14 protein-coding genes and 2 pseudogenes are annotated in these 21037 nt (G+C 68.5%); 6 read left to right on the top strand and 10 right to left on the bottom strand.

Annotated elements, in window-relative coordinates:
* Window positions 1–566 precede the first annotated feature (566 nt).
* The gene (locus tag OG230_RS36335; RefSeq protein WP_328908023.1) at window positions 567–3044 is read left to right on the top strand and encodes a DEAD/DEAH box helicase; all 2478 of its coding nucleotides are present in this window, start codon (window positions 567–569) and stop codon (window positions 3042–3044) included.
* A gap of 131 nt (window positions 3045–3175) precedes the next feature.
* On the opposite strand, the gene OG230_RS36330 is transcribed toward OG230_RS36335, so the two are convergent.
* The 4 genes and pseudogenes from OG230_RS36330 to OG230_RS36315 form a co-directional block, all read right to left on the bottom strand.
* Window positions 3176–3958 carry a hypothetical protein gene (locus tag OG230_RS36330; RefSeq protein ID WP_328908022.1) on the bottom strand — a complete coding sequence of 261 codons (783 nt, stop codon included), beginning with the start codon at window positions 3956–3958 and terminating at the stop codon, window positions 3176–3178.
* Window positions 3959–4271: 313 nt separating this feature from the next.
* Window positions 4272–4760 (bottom strand): annotated as a pseudogene (locus OG230_RS36470) (ATP-binding protein); the annotation flags it as partial.
* Between the two features lie 255 nt (window positions 4761–5015).
* A pseudogene (locus OG230_RS36465) lies at window positions 5016–6584 on the bottom strand (Mu transposase C-terminal domain-containing protein); the annotation flags it as partial.
* Window positions 6585–6770: 186 nt separating this feature from the next.
* On the bottom strand, window positions 6771–8042 hold the full coding sequence (locus OG230_RS36315; protein ID WP_328908019.1) for an ATP-binding protein: 1272 nt from the start codon (window positions 8040–8042) through the stop codon (window positions 6771–6773).
* Between the two features lie 420 nt (window positions 8043–8462).
* Between OG230_RS36315 and OG230_RS36310 the strand changes: the two genes are divergently transcribed.
* The gene (locus OG230_RS36310; RefSeq protein WP_328908018.1) at window positions 8463–8894 is read left to right on the top strand and encodes a hypothetical protein; all 432 of its coding nucleotides are present in this window, start codon (window positions 8463–8465) and stop codon (window positions 8892–8894) included.
* Window positions 8895–8998: 104 nt separating this feature from the next.
* The gene (locus tag OG230_RS36305) at window positions 8999–9412 is read left to right on the top strand and encodes a hypothetical protein (protein ID WP_328908017.1); all 414 of its coding nucleotides are present in this window, start codon (window positions 8999–9001) and stop codon (window positions 9410–9412) included.
* Between the two features lie 151 nt (window positions 9413–9563).
* Here OG230_RS36305 and OG230_RS36300 read toward each other — a convergent pair whose 3' ends face one another.
* The 3 genes from OG230_RS36300 to OG230_RS36290 are packed head-to-tail and all read right to left on the bottom strand — an operon-like array spanning window position 9564 to window position 11825.
* Window positions 9564–10271 carry a B3/B4 domain-containing protein gene (locus tag OG230_RS36300; protein ID WP_328908016.1) on the bottom strand — a complete coding sequence of 236 codons (708 nt, stop codon included), beginning with the start codon at window positions 10269–10271 and terminating at the stop codon, window positions 9564–9566.
* A gap of 40 nt (window positions 10272–10311) precedes the next feature.
* Entirely contained in the window at window positions 10312–10959 is a 648-nt protein-coding gene (locus OG230_RS36295; protein ID WP_328908015.1) for an FMN-binding negative transcriptional regulator, read from the bottom strand.
* A 29-nt stretch (window positions 10960–10988) separates the two neighbouring features.
* Window positions 10989–11825 carry an EamA family transporter gene (locus tag OG230_RS36290; RefSeq protein WP_328908014.1) on the bottom strand — a complete coding sequence of 279 codons (837 nt, stop codon included), beginning with the start codon at window positions 11823–11825 and terminating at the stop codon, window positions 10989–10991.
* A gap of 119 nt (window positions 11826–11944) precedes the next feature.
* Between OG230_RS36290 and OG230_RS36285 the strand changes: the two genes are divergently transcribed.
* The gene (locus OG230_RS36285; protein ID WP_328908013.1) at window positions 11945–12529 is read left to right on the top strand and encodes a helix-turn-helix domain-containing protein; all 585 of its coding nucleotides are present in this window, start codon (window positions 11945–11947) and stop codon (window positions 12527–12529) included.
* A 928-nt stretch (window positions 12530–13457) separates the two neighbouring features.
* Here OG230_RS36285 and OG230_RS36280 read toward each other — a convergent pair.
* A complete protein-coding gene (locus OG230_RS36280; RefSeq protein ID WP_328908012.1) occupies window positions 13458–14828 on the bottom strand; it encodes an APC family permease in 1371 nt (456 codons plus the stop codon).
* Window positions 14825–15703, bottom strand: coding sequence for a carbon-nitrogen hydrolase family protein (locus OG230_RS36275; protein ID WP_328908011.1), 879 nt, complete (start codon window positions 15701–15703; stop codon window positions 14825–14827). Before OG230_RS36275 ends, OG230_RS36280 begins: the two co-directional genes overlap by 4 nt.
* 196 nt (window positions 15704–15899) lie before the next feature.
* Here OG230_RS36275 and OG230_RS36270 point away from each other — a divergent pair, with 196 nt between their 5' ends.
* Together OG230_RS36270 and OG230_RS36265 are read left to right on the top strand one after the other, a co-directional pair.
* Window positions 15900–16796 carry a LysR family transcriptional regulator gene (locus tag OG230_RS36270; protein ID WP_328908010.1) on the top strand — a complete coding sequence of 299 codons (897 nt, stop codon included), beginning with the start codon at window positions 15900–15902 and terminating at the stop codon, window positions 16794–16796.
* 207 nt (window positions 16797–17003) lie between these two features.
* Complete coding sequence (locus OG230_RS36265; RefSeq protein ID WP_328908009.1) at window positions 17004–18836, top strand: hypothetical protein; 1833 nt, start codon at window positions 17004–17006, stop codon at window positions 18834–18836.
* Window positions 18837–19519: 683 nt separating this feature from the next.
* Here OG230_RS36265 and OG230_RS36260 read toward each other — a convergent pair.
* Window positions 19520–20491: a DUF6292 family protein gene (locus OG230_RS36260; protein WP_328908008.1), complete on the bottom strand. Its 972-nt coding sequence runs from the start codon at window positions 20489–20491 to the stop codon at window positions 19520–19522.
* Window positions 20492–21037 lie beyond the last annotated feature (546 nt).

Below are 21037 nucleotides of genomic sequence, written 5' to 3'. Positions count from 1 at the left end.
ATCGCTGCGCGATGTGCAAGTGAAGCGAATTGCTTCGCAATTCGTGAAATGCGCTTCGCGCCTTTCAATTCCCTTACTTCGTAAGGGAATTCGGAATTACGCTTCGCTTAAATTCCGTGGGCGTTTCCGCTTCGCTTCAACGCGTGGGCCCTGCGCTTCGCTTCGGGTTGGGGTGTCCGCTTCGCTTCCACCCTTCCGGCTTCGCCGGGCGGCAGCGGGGTGGGGTTGCTGTGCATCATGCTGGTTGCTGGGTTGGGTCACGAATGGACTGTCACCATCGGGGCCGGCTTTGCTGGTGGTGCACCGTCAGGAAAGATCGGCCCTGGTTGGCTTTGACGGTTGGTCTGTCCCTGACGGGACACCATGTCCATCTTCGGTAAATCTCTGTTGGTGTGTGCTGCTCTTGGGTCGAGGTGTAACACGCTATCAGCCATCGTTCCCCGGAGCGGTCAACCGTCGACTGAAGATGCATCTTGGGCTGTCAGGGTCGTGCATCATGTGATGCACCGGGTAGCATCACGAGCGAGCTTCCACCCCTTCCCCTTGAATCTTGGAGTCGTTCTCTCATGGCCGATGGAATCAAGCTCTACCCGCATCAGGCGGAAGCGGTGGAAGCAATCGTCACGGGGCTGGAAATTCGGCCTGGGCAGCGCTTCCCGGATCAGGGATTGCGCGGGCAGGTGCACGCCGCGTGCGGCACTGGAAAGACTTTCATTGCTGCAGCTGCTGCGCAGCGAATTGCCCCTCATGGTCGTGTTCTTGTTCTTGTTCCGACGCTCGATCTGCTGTCCCAGACGGTGCGTGAGTGGCGGGCTTTCGGGCGTACGGGGCCGATGGTGGCGGTGTGCTCGATGGATGACGACCCGCGTCTGTACGCGCTGGGGGTGCCGTCGACGACCAGTGCCCCGCAGCTGGCTCTGCATTACGGCAGCGGGCCGGTGACGGTGTTCGCGACGTATGCGTCCCTGCCGGTGCTGATCGAGGCTCACGAGGGCCTGTACGGCCTTCCGATGGACGTGTTCGACCTGGTGTGTGTGGACGAGGCGCACCGTACGTCGGGGTCGCTGGGTAAGGCGTGGGCGGCTGTGCACGACCAGGAGCAGCTTCCTGCGGTGCGGCGGTTGTATCTGACGGCGACGCCGAGGATCTGGATGGAGCGGCCGCCGCGGCGGTGGGAGCCTGCTGCCGGGGGGCCGGCGGCGTTCGATCCGCTGCCGCAGGAGATGGCCTGTTCCATGGCGGATGAGGCGATCTTCGGGCCTGTCCTGTGGTCGATGTCCTTGTCGGATGCCATCAGCCGCGGGTTGCTTGCCCGGTATCAGATCGTGGTGGCCGAACTACGGGATGAGCGGCTGACGCTGGAGCGTTTGTACGGGGAGGAGCGGCGTGAGGAGCACGTTCGGGGTGAGCGCCTGGCGGTGCTCCAGGCGGCGCTGCTGGAGGCGATGAGCGAGCACAAGCTGACGACCTGCATCACCTTCCACCACCGCACGATCGAGGCCCGTGCGTTCTCGGAGGGGCTGGGCAGGATCGCGGCCCGGCTGCACGCGGCCGACCCTGGGCGGCATCCGGAGCGGGTGTGGTCGGGATGGCTGTCGGGTGAGCACCGGCCGGAGATGCGCTCGCAGGAGCTGCGGCAGTTCGGGGCGCGGGCCGGGCGTGCGGTGATGTCGAATTGTCGGGTTCTGGGTGAGGGTGTCGATGTTCCAAGCGTGGATTCTGTTGCCCTGATCGATCCCAAGGGATCGGCCGTGGATATCGTCCAGGCGATCGGTCGGGCGCTGCGGCAGAAGCCCGGGCAGGACAAACTGGCGACGCTCATTGTGCCTGTTTTCCTCGGGATGAATGAAAAGCCGGAAGACATGCCGTATTCCGGTTCGTATGGGCCGTTGTTGAAGGTTCTTTCCGGACTGAGGGCGCACGATGAACGTGCCGTCGAGATGCTGGCAATTCCCCAGGAGGACGCCACACGCACCGAGCAGACGTCGTCCTGGATCGGTGAGGCGCCGGAGAGCGACGAGGACGAGGAGCAGCGGTTGCTGCTCCGGTTCGGGGCGCACCGCGACCCGGTTCTGATCGCACGGCTGGTGCAGTACAACCTGATCACGCCCGAGCACGCGAACTGGAAGGCCGGCCACCGGGCGGCTGTGGCGTACCGGAAGCGGGAGGGAGACCTCGCGGTCCCGTACAACCACGTCGAAGGCAGGGACGAGACGAGCGAGGTCAGGGGCGGAATCGGGGGCGGGGGCGGGGGCGGGTTTCCGCTGGGGAGGTGGCTGTCGGACCAGCGCAGGGCGATGCGTTCCGGGACCATGCTCCCGGAACGGGCTACCGACCTGGAAGCGCTGGACATCGTGTGGGACCCGGCGGACGCGGCGTGGGAGGAAAACCTCGGCGCGGCCAGGGCCTGGTTCGAGACGTACGGAACACTCGCCGCTCCGGTCACGGCCGCGATCATGGACCGGCCGGCAGGGCAATTCCTCGCCAACGCCCGGAAGAAGAACGGACTCGGCAAGGACGAGGCCCGCGCAGCGCGCAGGGCGGCGCAGCTCGCGGCGATCGACCCGGACTGGAACCCGGACTGGCCCGTCGACTGGCAGCGCCACTACGCCGCCCTGGCGGGCCTTGTGGCGCCCGGCAACGTGCTCGCGCAGGTGGAGCCCGGGTCGATGGTCCACGGGATGGACGTGGGCCGGTGGCTCGCCGTACAGCGGGAAGGCTGGGACCGGCTCGCCGTCGGGCAGCGTGAGCGCCTGGCCCAGCTCGGTGTGAAGCCCGCCCCGCGGTCGGCAGCCCCGGCCCGCAAGACACGAAACGGGCGGGGAGCAGCGGGCGGGGCGTTCGAGCGCGGCACCACCGCACTCACACAGTACAAAGAACGGGAAGGCAAGACCGTCGTCGCGAGGTCCTGGAACGAAGAGCTGCCCGACGGAACGACTGTCCGGCTGGGCGTATGGCTCTCCAACACCCGCAGCAGGCGCGGCGGGCTGACCCAGGAACAGCGCGAGCAGTTGGCTACGCTCGGGGTCGACTGGGCGCGGTGAATACCCGGAAATCTATCCCTGGCAAGTCGCTGACCTGGGAGAACGAGCAGGCACCAAACCTGCTGCCCGAGCGTTCCAGGGCTTCGCTCGCAGAACTGGGGATGCAGTGGGCGTGATGCCGGGCAGCGGTGCTACGGCGCGCTGCTGCGGGCCTCGTATCGCTTAGCGATGTGTTCAAGGAGTTTCTGGCAGGCATCGGCCATGCTCTTGAGTTGGTCGTCGTCGACTACGAAGTTGAGCAGGTAGCCGCCGTTTGACCCTATCGCCAGCCCGCGGACTTCCGAAGCACGCAGGTAGGGCCAGAAGCGGCCATGGGCGAAGCCGGAGCCCACGCGCCACAACGCCCGGGTCAGTTTTGGATCGAGTCCGGCGGTAGTGGCCGCGCTGACGATGATGTCTCCGGCGCTCGGCTTGGGCAGCTTGGGGAGACCCAGGCTGTCGGCAAGGTCTTTGACCTCAACCTCCCGCTGGGCTCCGGTCTTCTCTTTAGGGCCTGTGACGATGTGATGGACGTCGGTCTCATGCTGCTGACGGTTGCGGAAGTCTTCGGCCCACAACGTGAGTGCGCGGTGTCGGCGCTCGTCTCGGTCCTTGCCGTCGAGCAGCCACACGGCCGTGGCGAAGTTTTCGAGGGCGCCGCGCAGCAGCGTCCAAAGGCTGATCGGGTCGATTTGCCCTGCAACTCTCACCAGCTTCGTCAGCGCCTCGACGTGCATCAGCCCGGCGGAGAAGGAGGACTGAACGAATTTGGCGGAGCCCCACGCCTTAAGCGGCTCGTCGTCTGCCGCCAGGCGGCTGTGTGCCACAGGCTCGGGGAACAGCCTGAAATGTTCTTCGTCTCGGTACGCTCCAGCAGCCGCGAAAAGCGGTACGAGGTAGGAGACATCCTCCCGCCCTCTATCAGAAGTACTCATAGCCAAGCACGCTACGCCGCGCGGGCCGGCCCGCGCCTGCAGTTATCCATGGTCACATCAGCTCGCCGAACTCGGCTTCCACTGGCCAGGAGCAACACCGGCTCCCACCATCCCGACCCGGCCTACCAAGACAAGCCGGTGCGGCCCGCAGTTCCGCGGTCAGACCGGCAAGGGCTCGATTTGCAGGAGACCGGGCCTTGGTGGATCAGGTGGAATTACACCGTGCTTCCCAGGCGGCTGAACGCCCAGCGCAACAGGTCTTGGTCGACCTGGGTGCGGCCGGTGCGCTCAAGGGCGGTGCGGGTGTGGGCGGTCAGGCGTGCCCAGTTGCAGAAGTTTCCGTGGGCGGCGCGGCTGTCGGCGAAGGCGATGTCGTCGGGGTCTGCGTCGGCCCACAGGGGGTGGTAGAGCGGGATGACCTGCTGGACTCTTCGGGGGTGAGGCGGGTGAAGTGCTGCCAGATGAAGATGCGGGAGGAGAGCATCGGCTCTTTGCGGAGCACGGTGTGGGCGCCTTCTCCGCCGACGAAGATGATCGCGATCTGGGTGTACGGGTTGTCCCAGGCGAAGCGGAAGTACTCGAACGTCTCTCGGTTCAGCCACTGCGATTCGTCGACGACAAGGGTGCGCGGTTCCGCGGCGAGGGCATCAAGGAGGAGGCGGTCGAATTCGCTCGGGTGGCGAGGTGGTTCCCCTGGGAGGCCGAGTGCCGTGAACAATTCGTGGCGCACAGCGCGGGCGGTGGGGCGGGCACGGAAGGTGATCCGGCAGACGTCGTCGGCCGGATCGAGTGTGCGCAGGCAGAAGTTGACCGCAAGGGTTTTACCGAGGCCGGCGCCGCCGTGGATGCACATCATCGCTCGGGCTGCGATGGTGTCGGTGATGTTCTCCCGGGCGGTGAGCAGAGCACGGGTGGTGACGACCTGGGCGTCGGGCAGTTGCGTGTAGTGGTCGCTGGCCGAGGGCGGCAGGTGACCGGTCACGGTGTGCTCCTGGGAGGCTGGGGGGAGGGTGGGTTCGTCTTCGGCGGTCAGGTCGGTGGGAGGCGTTGTCGTGTCCGGTGGGGCGGTGGCACGCAGCGCGGTGGGGGTGTTCCAGTCGGCCGGCGGCGGGGAGGGCGGGATGAGGTCGGGCAGGGCGAGCGCCGCTAGGTCGGTGTGCTCGCTGCTGACGAGTTCGTGGCTCGCCTCTATGGCAGTGACCGTGCCCAACCGCTGGGGAGCTTCCGGCGCTGTCACGGCGGCAAAGCGCTGCCGTCGCAACTTCTTCGCCGCCTTCGCTTCCGTGCGAAGGCGGCGAGCGCGGTCAGTGCGGCTCTGGCGCAGGGCCTCGAGCTGTTCGGGGGTGGCGGCGTCGGCGAGGTAGGCGGTTCCCAGGTGCCGGCCCCCCGGGTCGCAGACTTCGATCTCGTGGTCGTGGTGGGGCATGTAGCGCACACGGACGGTGCGCCCGGCCTGCCCGGTCATCCACGCGCCGACGTAGTCGCGGTTCCTGAACCGCACACCGTGGCTGGTCAGTGTCCGCGGTCGGCCATCGTCTTCGAGGGTGAGAGACCACAGGTCGGCGGCGGGAATATCGGTGAGCGGAGTGGGGTCCGCCTGCCACGCCTCCACAGGCGTGCGGCCGTCCAGTGCGGCCGGGCGGTGCTCGGTGTTCCACCAGCCCACGCGAGTACCTCCGCGGTTAAGTCGCGGAAGGACAGCGGGGGCGCAGCGGACCGGGCTGGCCGTGCAGAGCGGCGAGCGGGGGTGACGGTGTAGCCGGGCAGTGCGGCGAAGAGCATGCGGTCGGCCGAGCGGTTGAGGTTTTCCACCGTGCCCTTCAGGTGGGGGCTGTAGGGCGGCAGGTCCACGACGGTCGTCCCCAGGATGCCGAAAGCGGTGATGACGGTGGTGGACAGGAAGTCCTTGCCTCTATCCATGCGCACTCGCTCCGGCACCCCTCCTGCCGGCCCGTAGGGGTCGGTGCGCAGCACGGCAGCGCGCAGCGCTGCCAGGACAGAGGCCCGTGAGAGGGAGCCGGGGGTGACGGCGGTGCCGGTGATGACCTTGGTCGCCGTGTCGATGAACCAGGTGATCCACGGGCGTACGAGGTCGCCGTCCGTGTCCACGAGCAGGGGCGCCTGGACGTGATCGGTCTCCCAGGTCTCGCCATTTCACGGGCCGTTTACCGAACACATCATGGGCGCGGGCGGCATCCGGTCCTGCGGCGAGGCCGGCCCGCTCTCCCGCTGTCAGGTCCCGGCGGACCGCCCGCAGGAACGTCGACAGCGAGGGCACGGGGTCCACGAGCGGTACCGCAGACAGCGGAGCGCCGCCCGGCACTCCGGCAACCGCCTTATCGTGCGGGCTCGTGTCTGCAGCAGAGGCCGACGGTGTGGTCGCGTCCCGGGCGCGGGCGACGAGCTGGCGGTGGACCGCGGAGGCGTTCCCGTGCCAGTACGCCAGGAGCACCCGGATCGGCCCGGTGATCTCGAAATGCTCCGCACGGCGGGCGCCAGGGCGGGCCGCCGTGCCGGGAGCGTCGGTGGCTTCGGCGAGCCAGCGCCAGACCGTCCGTTCCGAAAGTCCCAGGCATTCGGCCGCAAGGCGCACATGGCCCCGTGTCAGACGGCGCTGCTCGCGCATTGCCAGCAACCGTCGTACCGCCGGCGGGCGCAGCGCGATCAGCGACTGTTCCCCCAGCACCCCGGCCTCAACGGCTGGCGGTCCTGCCGGTGTGGTGTCCACATGGTCGGCCCTGCTGTCCACCGTCGCCTCCGGTTGTCTCCGATGCCAGGAATTCCGTCGCACTGATGAGGAAGAGACGGGCGGTCAGGTGTAGGGGCCCAGCCGGCTGCACGCCCGTTCCAGCAGCGCGCGGTCGACCGCACCGGGGCTACGGTGGAGGGCGGCGTAGACGTGCGAGGTGATCTTCGCCCAGGTCCGGAAGTTGCCGCGGGCGGTAGAAGCATCCGCCCACGCGAGATCCGCAGGATCAGCCGCGTCCCACACCGGATGGAACAACTGCAGCGTGTCAGGCACCTGGTTCGTGTCCATGCGGTCCACCTGGTGCCAGGTGAGCACCCTCGACCTCAGCGCCGCTGCCCGGGCAACAGCCCGCTCACTGCCCGCCCCGCACAACACCAGCGCCGCGACCGTGCCCGGCTCGTCCCAGAGCTGACGCAGGTAGTCCAGCAACGGCGGCGTCAGGCGCTGGACATCATCCAGGAACAACACCCCCGGCTGTCCAAGTGCCTCCGCCAGCGCCCGGTCCGCCGCACCGGCCCGGTGCGTCAACGCACCCGCGGGCAGACCGAGCGCGTCGAGCAACGCGGCCCGCAGTTGCGGCAGACCTGGTTTGACCGCCACCACCGCCCGCCACACCGGAGTCCGGGCCGGCAGCAGATGCAGAGCTTGCTGGACCGCCACCGTCTTCCCGTGGCCCGTATCCCCGTACACACAGCACACCCCACGCGCGGCCACCGTATGGCCGACCGCCTCCACCACACCGCTGAGCTGCCGTGTCGAGACCAGCTGGGCCCCCGGCGCGTACAACCGCACCCCACCCGCCCGCGGCGACCCCCGCTGGGATGCCACTGTCTGCGGCCCGGACTGCGGCTGGTCCTGTGTCTGCCCGCTGTCCAGGACCAGCGGCCCCTCAGGGCCCGCTGTGAGCCGCAGCTCTGCCAGCGCCCGGTCGTAATGGCTGGGCTCGATGCGGGTCTTCGCCGGCCGGGCGATCTCCAATACCCGGCCCGCCCGGAGATCCCTGCGCACCACACGATGCAACGTTGCCGCCGACGGGGCCGACTCCAAGCCCCACTCCCCCAACCTTCCTGCCGTCTCCGCCTCATCCAGCCGCCGGTGCAACGCCGCGACATTCCCGCCCACCTCACCGAGCACCGCCCACAAACCGTCACCCAACGAAAGACCGCCCCGCCGCGACCGGGCCTCGATCTGACCGTCACGGCCCTCGGACAGCCACCGCCACACCGTCCGCTCCGCCACCCCCGCGGCCTCGGCCGCGATCCGCACATGGAGCGTCCTGAGCGATCCGCTCTCGTCCACCGCCAGCAGAGGCCGCACGACCACACCGCGCAGCAACCCCGCATCCCCCGACCACGCAGACGACGTGACAGGAGCACCCTCTACCGACCGCTCACGAGCCATGCCCCCAGCACAAACCCCACCCACTGGCCCTCACACAGGACAGCGAACTCCATGACAGCCAGACCCCTTCGTGCTAGCCAAAAACAGCAGCGGCTTGATCACCTCATGACAGCAGCAGAATCCACGACAGACCCCCAACCACCAGGAATTCCTGACCTCGAAACCGCTGACGCCCACCCACTGCCACCACACCCCACACGCACACCCCGCTGCGCCCCGTCCCCTGCTGTGCCCCCTCGTTTCTGACACGTTCGAGTGAGCGGTCCACCCCCTGCCTGGTTATCACTCTATGTATCGGCTTATATGCGTTGAGTGATCAAGCCGCTTGGCGATCACTGCCCGGGAAGGAAACCCATGCTGAAGACCATCACGTCCCGTCGGGGAATCGTCGGGACGGCCGCCGCGCTGAGCCTGCTGGCCGCGGGAGCGGCCGGAGGCGTGGCCCTGGCCGACGATTCGGCCGTCAGGGCCAAGGCCCCGTACGCGCAGGCATCCGCCCAGGTCAATAGGGACGGCACCCGCGTGCAGTCCAAGGGCATCAAGTCGATCACCCACCCCCAGGACGGGGCGTACTGCGTGACGTTCGACGACGCCACCCGAATCGACGTGAGCCGTAGCACCCCGGTCGCGACGCTGGCGTCGGACGGCGGCACCTCGTGGGGAACGATCATGGTGCGCACCACCCCGTCGGGCGAGTGCGGGAACGCGGCGGACACCGTGACCGTCATCACCGGCACCAGTGCCGATAGCTACCGGGACGAGCCCTTCTTCCTTCTCGTCCCCTGACCCTCCCTCCCTGAACAGCCGGGAATCGGGCCCACCCGCACGCCGGCTCGACCTGGCCGCTCCCGACCACGGGACCGACGCGGCCGAGATGTAAGGACGAACCCATGTTCCGCAGCATCACAGGGCGCGCTCGCGCCGTCGCCCTGACCGTCGCCGCCCTGGTGTCGGTCCCGCTCCTGACCGGTACGGCCTCCGCGGCACCGGTCGACCTGTACGCCCCGTACGCCCGCGCCGCCGCCAAGGTGGCGAGCGACGGCACGCTCCTGGCAGCCAAGAACGTCGCCTCCGTAACGAAGCCCGCCACCGGGCAGTACTGCGTCAAGGTGTCCGATCCCGACATCGACGACCTCAAGGACGCGGCGATCCAGGCCACGAGCAACAGCACGTGGGCCACACTCATCGTCTTCGGTCAGCCGACGAGCACCTGCGGCAACGCTGCGAACACCATCACGGTGTGGAGCGCCGACCGCAACAGCACCACCTGGACGAACTCGTCGTTCACCATCACCGTGCAGTAGCAGACCTATCGAGGTGGCCCGGCGACCTGCCGGAGTCGGGCGGCCCGGTAAGCGGGCCGCCCCGTACGGTCACCCCCTGCGCCGCAAGCCTGCGCAGTGTCGGCGCGTGTGCACTCCGGGCCAGCTCCGCGAGAAGGCTGGGCGCCCCGGCTCACGCTGTGGCTTCATGCTGTTCCGGGCTGAGGTAGTGCACGCGTGTCTGCTCGGCGTGGAGCATCAGCAGGCCGTGCAGCTCTTCGGCGGCGATCTTGAGCAGGTGGCCGTCGCGGGTGGCGTGGAGGGTTTCGAGGACGAAGGCGACGCGGGTGGAGTCCTCGGTGACGCGAGTGCGGTGGGCGTCGCGGTGGTTCCAGTGCCGGGTCAGCACACCGGTGGCATCGGTGTAGATGATCTCACCGGGCTTGGGGTTCTCGGTGGTGTCGGGTTCGCCGAGCGGGGTGAACTCCTCGGTGCCGTCCGCGTACCGGATCTCGACATCGCCGGTGACGTGGTCGAGGTCGAAGGCTCCTGCGGGCAGGCCGTGGTGGACGGAGACAGCGTTGTAGGAGTCGACGGCCGGATTGATGCGCGGCAGGGTGCCCTTCTTGGCCATGCGGCGTCCCAGGGCGTCGACGCTGGGGCGGATGCGGCGGGGGTTGGTGCCGAAAGAGCGGTAGGCGGTGTGCCACGACGCGATACGCGGGTCGCTCTCGTCGGCCGGGGTCCAGGTACCGGCGGCCAGCTGCTGTTCGAGGTCGTCGAGGGCGGCGGCGGTGTCGGGCCAGGGTTCGCGGCCGCGCAGTCCGCTGGCGGTGACCACGGCGATGAGAGTGTCGGGGAAGGCGTTGGCGACGGCGGAGGTGATGCGAAAGGCGGTCATGGGCAGGGCTCCGTTCCGAGGTGGTGCGGGGTGGACGGGGTCAGGATTTCCACGGGCCGATGCGGTCCAGGCGGCGCCGCTGCTGGCGCGCTGTGGGCTCGTCGAGGGCCTGCTCGCGGGCGGTGAGGTGGTCAGCGACGGCGGCGCGGTGCTCTACGGGCTTGTGGTCGTCGTATTTGAATTTGGCCCGGACCTCCGTCACCTCCAGCGTCAGGCCGCGGATGCCGGGCAGCATCCGCCCGTACGGTGCCTGGTCGACCTCGATGGGGGCGTGGTCGCCGGCGGGCTGGAAGTGGGCCATCTGTCGGCGCAGTAGCTCGGCCTTGGCTTGCGGCTCGTCGACGATGTGGGCCTGGCAGATGAACTGGACGGCGGCGTAGTAGCTGGTGGGCACGCCTTCGGTGGGAGGCGTGCCGGGCTTGGCGCGCCAGGGGCCGGGGACGAAGGCGTAGTCGCCGATCACGGTGAAGGTGACGTTCGGGTCGTACTCGATCGACTCCCAGACCGGGTTCGGGCGGGCCAGATGGATCAGCAGTTGCTTGCCGTCGGGGACGAAGTGGGTCGGCACGGTGGTGGGCGCGTGGCCAAGCAAACCGTTGACGCTGAGTAGTCCGAAGTCGTGGCCTTCGGCGATCCAGGTCTGCCATTCGGCCTCGTCCAGGGCGGTGTCCCAGGGCTGGATGAACATGCGGGGGCTCCTTGAAGTGCGTAGGGCGGTCAGGTGAGGGCGAGGAGGCTGACGGCGACTGCGGCTGCGCCGAGGCCGATGATCTGTCCCTTGTGGATGCGTTCGGCGAGCACGCTGCGGGCGAGCAGGACGGTGCCGGCCGGGTAGAGGGCGGTGATCACGGCGACGACGGTGAGGTCGCCGCTGCGTGCGGCGAGCAGGAACAGCAGGTTCGCCAGCGAGTCCAGCACTCCGGCGGCGGCCGACAGGGCGTAGGCGGGCTTCTCGGGGCCGAGCCTGCGGTGCAGGAGGCCGGCCGCGGTCAGTGTGACGGCCGAGGAGACCGCTCTGCCGATGATCAACGGTGCCACGCCGCTGTCGGACGGCGCCTGGTGCAGGAAGATCAGCTGCAGTGCGATGGCCGCGCCCGCGCCGAGGGCCAGCAGCAGCGCCGTACGCGACGGCCGGGACGAGCCTGTCCCGTGTCCGGCGCTGACCAGCACGACCGCGACCAGCGCCAGCGGCAGACCCAAAAGGCCGGCCGTCCCCAGGTGCTCGCCCTGCAGGAGGCCCACCGCGACCGGGAGCGCGGCGGACACCAGCGCGGTGATCGGGGAGAGCACGTTCATCGGGCCGATGGCGAGGGTCTTGTAGAGCAGGGCGAACGCGGCGGCCGAGGCCACCCCGGAGGCGGCGCCCCAGCCGAGCGCGGCGGGGCTGAATGAGGCCCCGAGCACGGGCCACAACAGCAGCTCGACCGCCAGGCTGGCTGGCGCGGCGACCATCACAGTGCGGAGCACGTGGGCCTTGCGGGCGCCCAGACCGCCGAGGAAGTCGGCGCATCCGTAGGCCAGTGAGCTGCCCAGGGCCAGCAGTAGAGCTATCACGAGACGATCCCTTACGATTACAGCAGAACGACTAAACCGTACAACGGAACGACCGCCCTCTGTCAACCGAACGACCGAGTGGTGCATTCCACTGACCGAACGATGGGGATGGTGACCAGGTGACCGAGACACAGGCGGCCCTGCGCACGCTCGCGCACAACGTCCGCTCGGCCCGCACTCGCGCCGGCCTTTCCCTGGACGAACTCGGCCGCCGGGCCAAGGTCAGCAAGGGGGCCTTGGTCGGGCTGGAGAAGGCGCAGGGAAATCCGAACTTCGCGACCCTGGTCCGGCTTGCCGACACGCTGGGTGTCTCGGTCTCCGCGCTGATGGATGGTCCGGCCGAAGGGCGCGTCCGTGTGGTTTCGGCCAGCACTGTGATGCCGCTGTGGGCGGGCGAGCGCGGCAGCGAGGCCCGGCTCATGCTGACGACCTCGGGCTCCGCTCCGGTCGAGGTGTGGCGCTGGCGTCTCGAGCCGGGCGAGGAGTACCCCAGCCACCCTCATCAGGCCGGCGTCGTGGAGACCGTCAGCGTCACCGCGGGACGCATGGTCCTGGTCGTCGACGGTGCGGAGCACCCCGTCGAAGCCGGGCAGACCGCCACGTTCGACGGTGACGCCCCCCATACCTATCGCGGGGTGGGCGACGAGCCCTGCCACCTGATCATGACCGTCCATCTGCCACCCGGGCCCGCATCCCCGGCTTGACCAGGCCGCGGACGCGGACCCGCTCCGCTCGCCTTCGGCGACTGGGTTCGCTGTCAAACGACTGGATTGGATGCCAGAGGACAACTGCTGTCCTTTGTGAGCCAATCGAGTCGTTTGACAGCGAACCCAGTCGTTTCGACTTCTCTGACAGTGAATCTAATTGCAGACAGCACAAGAAGGCTCCGCACCGCTGATACGCACCCGAACCATCAACACCCCTTGCCCACACGGGAATCAGAAATCCCAAGGCCAGAGCAACTCTGTCCGGATTCGGAAGACCGCTCTACGCTTCGCTCAGGAGCACGACAGCATTCGCGCCTCGTCCTGCCGCAGGGGACTACGACCGGAACACATTCCCGCATGTTCCCGGCCACCGGCCAGGATGCCCCGAGTGAGGGTTGAAGGTTGGAAGCCCGAAGCCGTCGCGCACGCGGCCGCGCCTCGCCGACTGGCTCCCAGCCAGGCGGCCGCCACACCCGGCCCAGCGGGTCCCGGCCAAGACGACGATGGATCTTGAACGCGCCAGTCGAGCACGCCCCCGTCCTGCGCACGCCCCGTCCTGCCAGCGCAACGGCCAGCCCTCGTTGGTGCGCCGGGCAACGATTGCCTGTTCGCCGAGTTCTAGGAACGCCGGGGCCACTTCTGCCTTCGCAGGCATCGGCCAAAACTGGGTGGCGGTGCCGGATATCGGCGACGCCAATGGGGTCCGCTTTCCCCGGGTCGGCGAGGAGGCGTAAGCGGCTGGTCTGATCCGCCGCACCATCCGCTCTGCCGTGTGCGAGCTGAGGAACGCGCTTCCCTTCGTCGACTTCGCCGCAGCTGGCCCTGGACGCAGGGCAAAGGGCAGCTCGGAAGGGGTACGGCCGCGCCTCACCCGGCCGGTGACGGCGTCGCGACACCGCACGACGAGCCGGGCGAGGGAGGGGAGCTATGCGGTGACTCTGTCCGTGGCCTCGGTGTCGTCGTCGAAGGTCATCTCCGGTGCGGGCCGGCGGAAGCCCTTGGTCAGGACGGCCAGGTAGACGACGCCGATCGCCAGCCAGACGCCGCCGATCTGGAGTGCGACGTCACCGAGCTTCGTGAGCAGGTAGAGGGAAACGCCCGCGCCGATGGCCGGCATCACCAGGTACGAGAAGAGGTTGGGGGTGCGGCTGTGCTTGCGCTCTCGGACCAGGTGGGCGATCACGCAGGCGTTCACCAGGGCGAAGCCGAGGAAGGCGCCGAAGTTGATGAACGAGGTGGCTGTGGTCAGGTCGAGTTTCATGGCGATGACACCGGCGGCCGCGGTCAGCAGCAGGTTCGGCACGGGCGTGCCGGTCTTCTTCGACAGGTTGCCGAAGACGGCCTTGGGCAGTGCGCCGTCGCGTCCCATGACGTACATGAGGCGGGCGGCGGAGGCTTGCAGGGCGATACACGAGGCGATGGATCCGGCGATGGTGACGAAGTTGATGATCTCGGCGTACGTCTCGCCGCCGACCTGGACCTTCAGGTGGTAGGCGGCCGCGTCGACGTCGGCGAACTTCGCGCCGGGGTGGACCAGTTGCATCACGAAGGACAGCACGATGAAGATCGCTCCGGCGGCGATGACGCAGCCGATGATGCCGCGGCCGATCGTCTTTGCCCCGCCCGTGGCCTCCTCGCCCAGCGTGGAGACGGCGTCGAAGCCGAGGAAGGAGTACGCGGCGATGGCGGCGGCCGCAGTGACCGCGCCGATCGAAGTGCCGGAGTTCCACAGGGCGTCCGTGGCGGGGGCGGAGGAGCCGTGCTTGCCGAGGAAGACGACACACAGGGTGGCGAAGAGGACCAGCGACCCCAGAGCGATGAACATCAGGACCTTGTTGACGCGGTCCGCGAGCTTCATGCCGAAGACGTTGATGGCGGTGGTGATGCCCACCGAGACGATCAGCCAGACCCACTTGGGTATGTCAGGGAACTGGGCGTTGAAGTAGATCGCCGTGATCAGCCAGCCGACCATCGGGATGAAGAAGTAGTCGAGCAGCATCGCCCAGCCGGACAGGAAACCGATGCGGCTGTCGAGCATCTTGCGGGCGTAGGTGTAGACCGATCCCGCGCCGGGCACGGCGCGCGCCATCTTCGCGTAACTCAGCCCGGTGAGCAGCATCGCGAGGGTGGCGATGGCGAACGCGGTCGGGGCCGCGCCGCCGCTGGTGGCGGCGACCACGCCGAAGATCGTGACGACGATGCCGGGGGAGATGTAGGCCAGGCCGAACAGGACGACGGAGAGGAGGCTCAGGTCGCCCTTCAGTCTCATGGTGTTCTCTGTGGTCTCGCTGTTCATCGTGGTGGCTCCTCGGTGGTGTGGGCGGGGTTCCAGGTGGCGGGGTCGATGCGGCCCCCGTACAGCGGGAGCTCGAGGGCTGGGTCGCCGGGGCGGAATTGGTCCCAGATCCGGTTGAGGCCGGCGGTGCCGTAGCGGCGGACGTTGCCGACCTCGTCGAGGTCGATCACGTCGGTGAGGGTGGAGTCTCCGGCGTCGACGGTTTCGGCGCGCACTGTGCCCTGTGGATCGATGACGAGGCTGCGGCCGGTCCCGGATGGGGCGGCGGAGTTGACGCTGGCGACGAAGACCTGATTGGTGATGGCGTTGGCGCGGTTGAGGACGACTTCCTGCGCACGGTCGCTCGTCGGCGTGCGGACCACGTTGACGATCAACTCTGCGCCCATCCAGGCCAGATGGCGGGAGATCTCCGGGAACCAGGTGTCGTAGCAGATGGACAGTCCGATGCGGCCGACCCCGGCGAGGTCGACGACCTCGAACCGGTTGCCGGGTGTGGTCGTCTCGTACGGTCGCCACGGGCAGATCTTGCGGTACGCGGCGAGGCGCTCGCCCTGCGGTGAGTAGACCGGTGCCGTGTTGTGGACGCGGCCGTCGGCGCCTCGTTCGTAGACGCTGCCGGGTACCAGCCAGATGCCGAGGTCGCCCGCGAGCTCGGCGAAGGCCGCATCGCGTTTGCCGTCGAGCGGCTCGGCCCCCTCCTCCGGGGCGGCCGGGACGCCGGGGGCGCTCTCGCCGAGGTGCAGTTCGGGGTAGACGACGAGGGCGCCGGGTGCGCGCAGTTTCACGCGCCGCTCCACGTCGGTGGCGAAGCCTGCGAGGTCGTCGGCCGGGCGGCCGGGCGCCTGGGCGAGGATCAGGGGCAGGGGGCGGGCCATGCGGGAACACCAGCCAATCGAAAGGATTGTTGTACGAGGAGAAGTCGACGGAGATTCGGGTTCCGATAACCAAGAATTCCGGTGGGACAAGAATGCAGTCAGTCAGCCATAGCCTCAAATACTTGAGAGGGTTGGTTATCATGCCTTTGAGGCATGATGGTGTCATGCCTCCTCCGTCTCCCGAGGGACCACCGCCATGGAAATCCGAGTGCTGCGCTACTTCCTGACCATCGTGGAGACCGGTTCCGTCACCAAGGCTGCCGAGGTGGTCCGCGTCGCCCAGCCCTCGCTGTCGCGCCAACTGCGCGGTCTGGAAGGGACCTTGGGGATGACACTCTTCGACCGCGGCGGCAAGCAGATGGTCCTGACGGCGGCCGGCCGGCGCTTCCTTCCCCTGGCCCGCGACCTGGTCGCCCGCGCGGACGCCGCCGCGGCCGCAGTCGGTGCGCTGGCTGCCGGTCGCGCCATGCGGATCACCGTGGCGGCGCCGCCCACCACCATCACCGACGTGATCGCGCCGTTCCTGGCCACCTGGGGGCCGGAGGATCCGCTCGTCACCGTGCAGGCGGAGAGTCCGGCACATGCGTACCAGGCCCTTGCGAGGGGCGCCGATGTAGCCATCTCCTCGGCACCCCCGAGGAGCCGTTTCGCCGGGCTCCCAGTAGCCCGCCTGCCGCTGTGGGCCTACGTCCGTGACGACCATGCCTGGGCGGACCGGGACCGCGTCACCATCAGGGAACTTGCCGCGGAGCCCCTCATCGTCCTCACCCCGGCGCACGGCACCCGCCGCATCCTGGACCATGCCGTGCAGGATGCGGACGCCTCGTACGAGATCGTGCTCGAATGCGACACCCCGCACGTCGTACAGGCCATGGCGGCTTCGGGCCATGGTGTCGCGGTGGTCTCCGACGATCCCCGCTTCGACCTGCACCCGCTGCTGATCCTCGACAGCACGGGTGAACCGCTGCAGATCCACCTGCACGCGGCGTGGGACGCCAGCCACTATGCGCTGCACAGCATTGAGGCCTTCGCGGCCGGTTTGTCACGTTTTTGTGTCGAGCGGTACGGGCCACAGGTCGCCGCCGGCCTATGAACTGCAGCGACGACTGCAGACCACGGCCCTCACCACGACGCGAGGCGTGATCGCACGCCGACCCGACGGCCGACAGGCCAAAAAGAGCTGGAGGTATGCCCGGCAGGCAGCCTGACCAGACCGGGCAGGCATTGGACGGCGGCCCCGGCGCGCCTCACCATGCTGCGATATCCCGCATCAGCTGCCAGCCCGAGAGGACCTCGGACCATGCCGAGACCGTTCCATACCCGACGGCTACGCCGTGCCGCCGCCACTGCCGCCGTGCTCGCGGGGCTGTTCGCCGTCCCGCCACCGACGATGGCGGCGCCCGCCGCAACCGCACCCGTACCGGGTGATCCGCTCACCGGAAGCGGTGCGGTGAACCGGTCCGAACTCACCGCCGGCCAACTCACCGGGGGTGCCGCCGAGGACACCGTGCCCGACAGTGCCTTTGCCCTGCCGGCGCAAGCAGCGCCACCCACCCGCAGCTTCGAGGGCACCCTCACCCTCGACGGCCTCTCCACCGCCGGCGGATTCCGCGCGCTGAAGGACCCGAACGGATACGGAGACGCAGCAGCGACCCGGCACCTGCCACCGGTCGACATCGCGCTCGTGCAGGACGGCAGCCACCTCGTCCCGGCGAAGCGCGGGTTGCAGTACACGGGGAACCAGGCGTGGAACCTGGCGGTGGGACCCGGCCGCGCGTGGAACGAGGACGGCGACGGCCAACGCACCCGCGTCTCCCTGCCGTTCGCGCTCGTCGAGCGCAACGCCAACTGCGTGCACAACGGCGCCCTGACGTTCCTCTTCGACGACACATCGATCTCCGAAGTCCGCTACCAGATCACCACGGAGACCTGCGAGTACTTCCAGTTCGACATGTGGGGCCAGGTACCGGCCGACTACCGGCCCGGCCCCGTCGACGGCGCCGAGAACCTGCGCGACGCGTACGCCTCCGAGGTCAAGGACCGGCTCCCGGCCAAGCCCATCTCGGCGCTGGCCGCCGACCACCCGGGAAGTGGGGTGGACGTGACGAAGTTCGGCTCCGGCATCACGCCGTCCGCGCTGAGCACCTTCGGCTTCTACTTCGGCGGAGTCCACTACGTGGGCAACTGTCGGACCCGGCAAGGAGAGTACCCGTTCTGCGGCCAGATGCTGCTGCCTTCGTACTCGACCGCGAAGTCGGCGTTCGCGGGAACCGCCATGCTGCGTCTGGCGCAGCGATACGGCCCGGCCGTGGCCCAGGAGAAGCTCTCGGACCGAATCCCGGAGACCGCCGGCAACACTGCCTGGAGCGGCGTCACCCTCGACCGCACCCTCGACATGGCCACCGGGAACTACACCTCGCCCGGCTACGAGACCGACGAATCGGGCCGCACCATGGCGGACTTCTTCGCAGCCGAGCCCTACGCCGACAAGATGCGACTCGCCCTGTCCTTCCCGCGTAAGGCCAGCCCCGGCAGGAAGTGGGTCTACCACACCTCGGACACCTTCCTCGCCACCCGCGCGATGAACAACTACCTGCAGAACGAGGCCGGTTCGGACGCCGACATCTTCGACATGCTCCGTGACGACGTGCTCGAACCCATCGGCGTCGGGCCCGACTCCCTCGTCTCCTCCCGCACCGACAACAGCCCCGGCGGGGCACCCTTCGGCGGTTACGGCATGTTCTGGACGCAGGACTCCGTCGCCCGGTTCGCGAAATTCCTCAACAACGACCACGGCGCCGTCAACGGCACGCAGATACTCGACCCGACACTGCTCGCGGCCACCATGCAACGCACACCGCAGGACCGGGGCATGACCACCACCGGCACCAAGCCCATGAAGTACCAGAACGGCTTCTGGGGACGCGAGTTCACCTCCGCCGACAACCCCGCCTACACCAGCCCCTTCTACGTACCGTTCATGTCGGGATACGGCGGCATCACCGTCGCGATGATGCCGAACGGCGCCACCTACTACTACTTCAGCGACAACAACGAGTTCAGTTGGAGCGCCGCCGTCGCCGAAGCCGACAAGCTGGCGCCCATACCCGGCGCGGCAGTTACTGCGAGGTAGACCCATCGAACGCACCCTTGTCGGCCCGGGATGCGCTTCGCCTGACGATGACCGTTGCCGGGGTGTCCCACCCGAACCCTTCCAGGTTCGATAGGAGACTCCGGCCAGCCGACAGGCGCTGAGGGGTGGACAGTTCAGCCTCCTTCGTATGGTCACGCTCCTGCCCGTCGAGTGCTACAACCGACGGGCAGGAGCGTGCCTGGGTGCGTCACCGGGGCGGGATCGCGATCAAGCAATGACGCCCCCAGGCTCAACTGACAGCTCCCACGCCAGGGGCCCATCAGAATCAGCGACCGCTGCTGGCGAAGACCCATTCAGCCGCGCCATCCGGTCGACCCATGAGACGGAAGCCTCGCCTGCTAGCGGAGCCGTGACCAGCGCTGATTGCCATGCAAGCATCCTCATATACGGCCTTCACTCTCAACCGCTGTCGGGCATCTCCTGAGTGAATGGCCGGCCTCCCCCTTGACATCCAACTCAGTCGCCCCAGGTCAGCCCACTCCACCCGACTAACTTCGCTGTCAAAGGACAACAAGGTCCAGGTTGAACCGACTGCCACCCTTCCCCTCGCTGCGCCCTTCTGCCTCGGCCGCACAAGGGCCCGTCACCGGATGCCGGTGACGGGCCCTCTTCCGCCTCGTGGCGGGCCTTGGGGGGGGGGAGGTTTGGCCGCTGCGCCGCTGCTATGTGGCGAGAGCCGCGATGACGTCGCTTGGAGGGGGTGCGGTGCCCGTCGCGAGGTACCGGATGCCGTCTCCGGGCGGGGGTGCGGCTGCGCCCCGGGTGAGGGGGTGCCGGCGGGAAGGGGCGGTGCGCCACCCGTACCGCTCGTCCCACACGAGCGCGGGTGCCGGGGGATGCGGGCCGTCGAGGACGAGCACGGCCACAACGGCTTCATCGGCGGGGTGCTGGATGAGGGGCGCGGCAGCCGTTGTGGTCCAGCCCTCGCGGTGCAGCGCCTGGGCAACATCGGCAAGGTACGGCGCAACGTGGCGACCGCGCAGTACGGCCTGGACCCGGACCGTGGCGCGGCGCACCTGCGCGGCGGGATACCCGAGGGCGCCCGCGGCCTGGTCCGGCGTCAGGGACGGGTCTGTGTGCATGAGGTCGGCCATGCGGTCGGCGCGTAGGTGGGTGAGAGCGTCCTGGGCGGTGTCGCGGTGCACGCCCAGCGCCTCGATCACGGCTGCGGAGCTGATCGCGGGGTCTGCGTCGAGCAGCGGAGCGGTGCGAGGGAGCAGCTGCTCGCGGGGGACCTGGTCCCCGGACCACTTCGGTCGGCCGGCGGACACGGGCCTGCCCGGCCGGTCGTCGTTGTACTGCCGCACGATGCTCCGGGGCCAGTGCTCCACCCCGTCCTTTCCCCCGACGGTGACCACGTTCTCGACCAGGAGGGGCGCCTTCTTGTAGGTGTCCCAGGTGCGCGGGGAGACACCGAGCTCGGCGGCGCACTCCCTGCGATCCAGGAGGTCCCGGTCGTCGTCCTCGGAGGGCAGCGGGGGAACCGGCTCGCCCGCGAGATACGCGTCGACCTGGTCGCCGTCGTACAAGCGGGTACGGGCGCCGGACGAGCTGATCGGCTCGGGAAAGCCCCCGGCCGTGTACGGCTTGGCATTCAGGTAGCTCTGAAGCCGCACCCCTTGCTGCGCGGCCAAGTCGGTAAGAGTGCGCACCAGGCGCCTACGGCCAGCTCTGATCACGGAATCTCCCCAACGCACCTGACATGACATCTACAAAACGGTACCGACGTTCCCTACGACTCCAGCGTACGGGTACGCTCACCAACACGAGGCGTGACTCCTAGGGGTTGTGCACTTGGGTCGGCCGGCACCCATGCCACCCGCTCCGGCGGACTGAGGGTGCCGGCCTTTCAGTCTCTAGATCCGAACATCGCCCAAGCGCGATGGATACATGAACGTCAACGGGCGGATTCCGTTAGTACCTGTTTTCGAACTTGTTGACCTGCACCTTGATCCGCCTGCGGTAGCCGGGCCCGTCGGCCCGGCGCGTGATGTGCAGGTGCCAAGGCATGGGTCCGGCGCGACGGTGGCCGCCGGTCGCAGTGAGCGCGTGACCCCGTCCTGCGACCAGCTGTGCCGGTGGGCTGCTCCGGCCTCGCGGAGTGCGCACCGGCTTGACCGGATGCTGCCTCCGCTTTACCCTCGATCGCGTACGGAGGCAGCATCCGTTTTTGGTGCGGT

This window comes from Streptomyces sp. NBC_00234 (genome assembly GCF_036195325.1).
In the GTDB taxonomy this organism is placed as follows: Bacteria; Actinomycetota; Actinomycetes; order Streptomycetales; family Streptomycetaceae; genus Streptomyces.
The sequence above is the reverse complement of the archived record's forward strand: the minus strand, read 5'-3'. Positions and strand labels throughout refer to the sequence as shown.

What these genes read in the sequence shown, in the direction of transcription:
- OG230_RS36335 (WP_328908023.1), top strand. Translation starts at nt 567, where the DNA reads ATGGCCGATGGAATCAAGCTCTACCCGCATCAGGCGGAAGCGGTGGAA.
- OG230_RS36330 (WP_328908022.1), bottom strand. Translation starts at nt 3,958, where the DNA reads ATGAGTACTTCTGATAGAGGGCGGGAGGATGTCTCCTACCTCGTACCG.
- OG230_RS36310 (WP_328908018.1), top strand. Translation starts at nt 8,463, where the DNA reads ATGCTGAAGACCATCACGTCCCGTCGGGGAATCGTCGGGACGGCCGCC.
- OG230_RS36305 (WP_328908017.1), top strand. Translation starts at nt 8,999, where the DNA reads ATGTTCCGCAGCATCACAGGGCGCGCTCGCGCCGTCGCCCTGACCGTC.
- OG230_RS36300 (WP_328908016.1), bottom strand. Translation starts at nt 10,271, where the DNA reads ATGACCGCCTTTCGCATCACCTCCGCCGTCGCCAACGCCTTCCCCGAC.
- OG230_RS36295 (WP_328908015.1), bottom strand. Translation starts at nt 10,959, where the DNA reads ATGTTCATCCAGCCCTGGGACACCGCCCTGGACGAGGCCGAATGGCAG.
- OG230_RS36280 (WP_328908012.1), bottom strand. Translation starts at nt 14,828, where the DNA reads ATGAACAGCGAGACCACAGAGAACACCATGAGACTGAAGGGCGACCTG.
- OG230_RS36275 (WP_328908011.1), bottom strand. Translation starts at nt 15,703, where the DNA reads ATGGCCCGCCCCCTGCCCCTGATCCTCGCCCAGGCGCCCGGCCGCCCG.
- OG230_RS36270 (WP_328908010.1), top strand. Translation starts at nt 15,900, where the DNA reads ATGGAAATCCGAGTGCTGCGCTACTTCCTGACCATCGTGGAGACCGGT.
- OG230_RS36265 (WP_328908009.1), top strand. Translation starts at nt 17,004, where the DNA reads ATGCCGAGACCGTTCCATACCCGACGGCTACGCCGTGCCGCCGCCACT.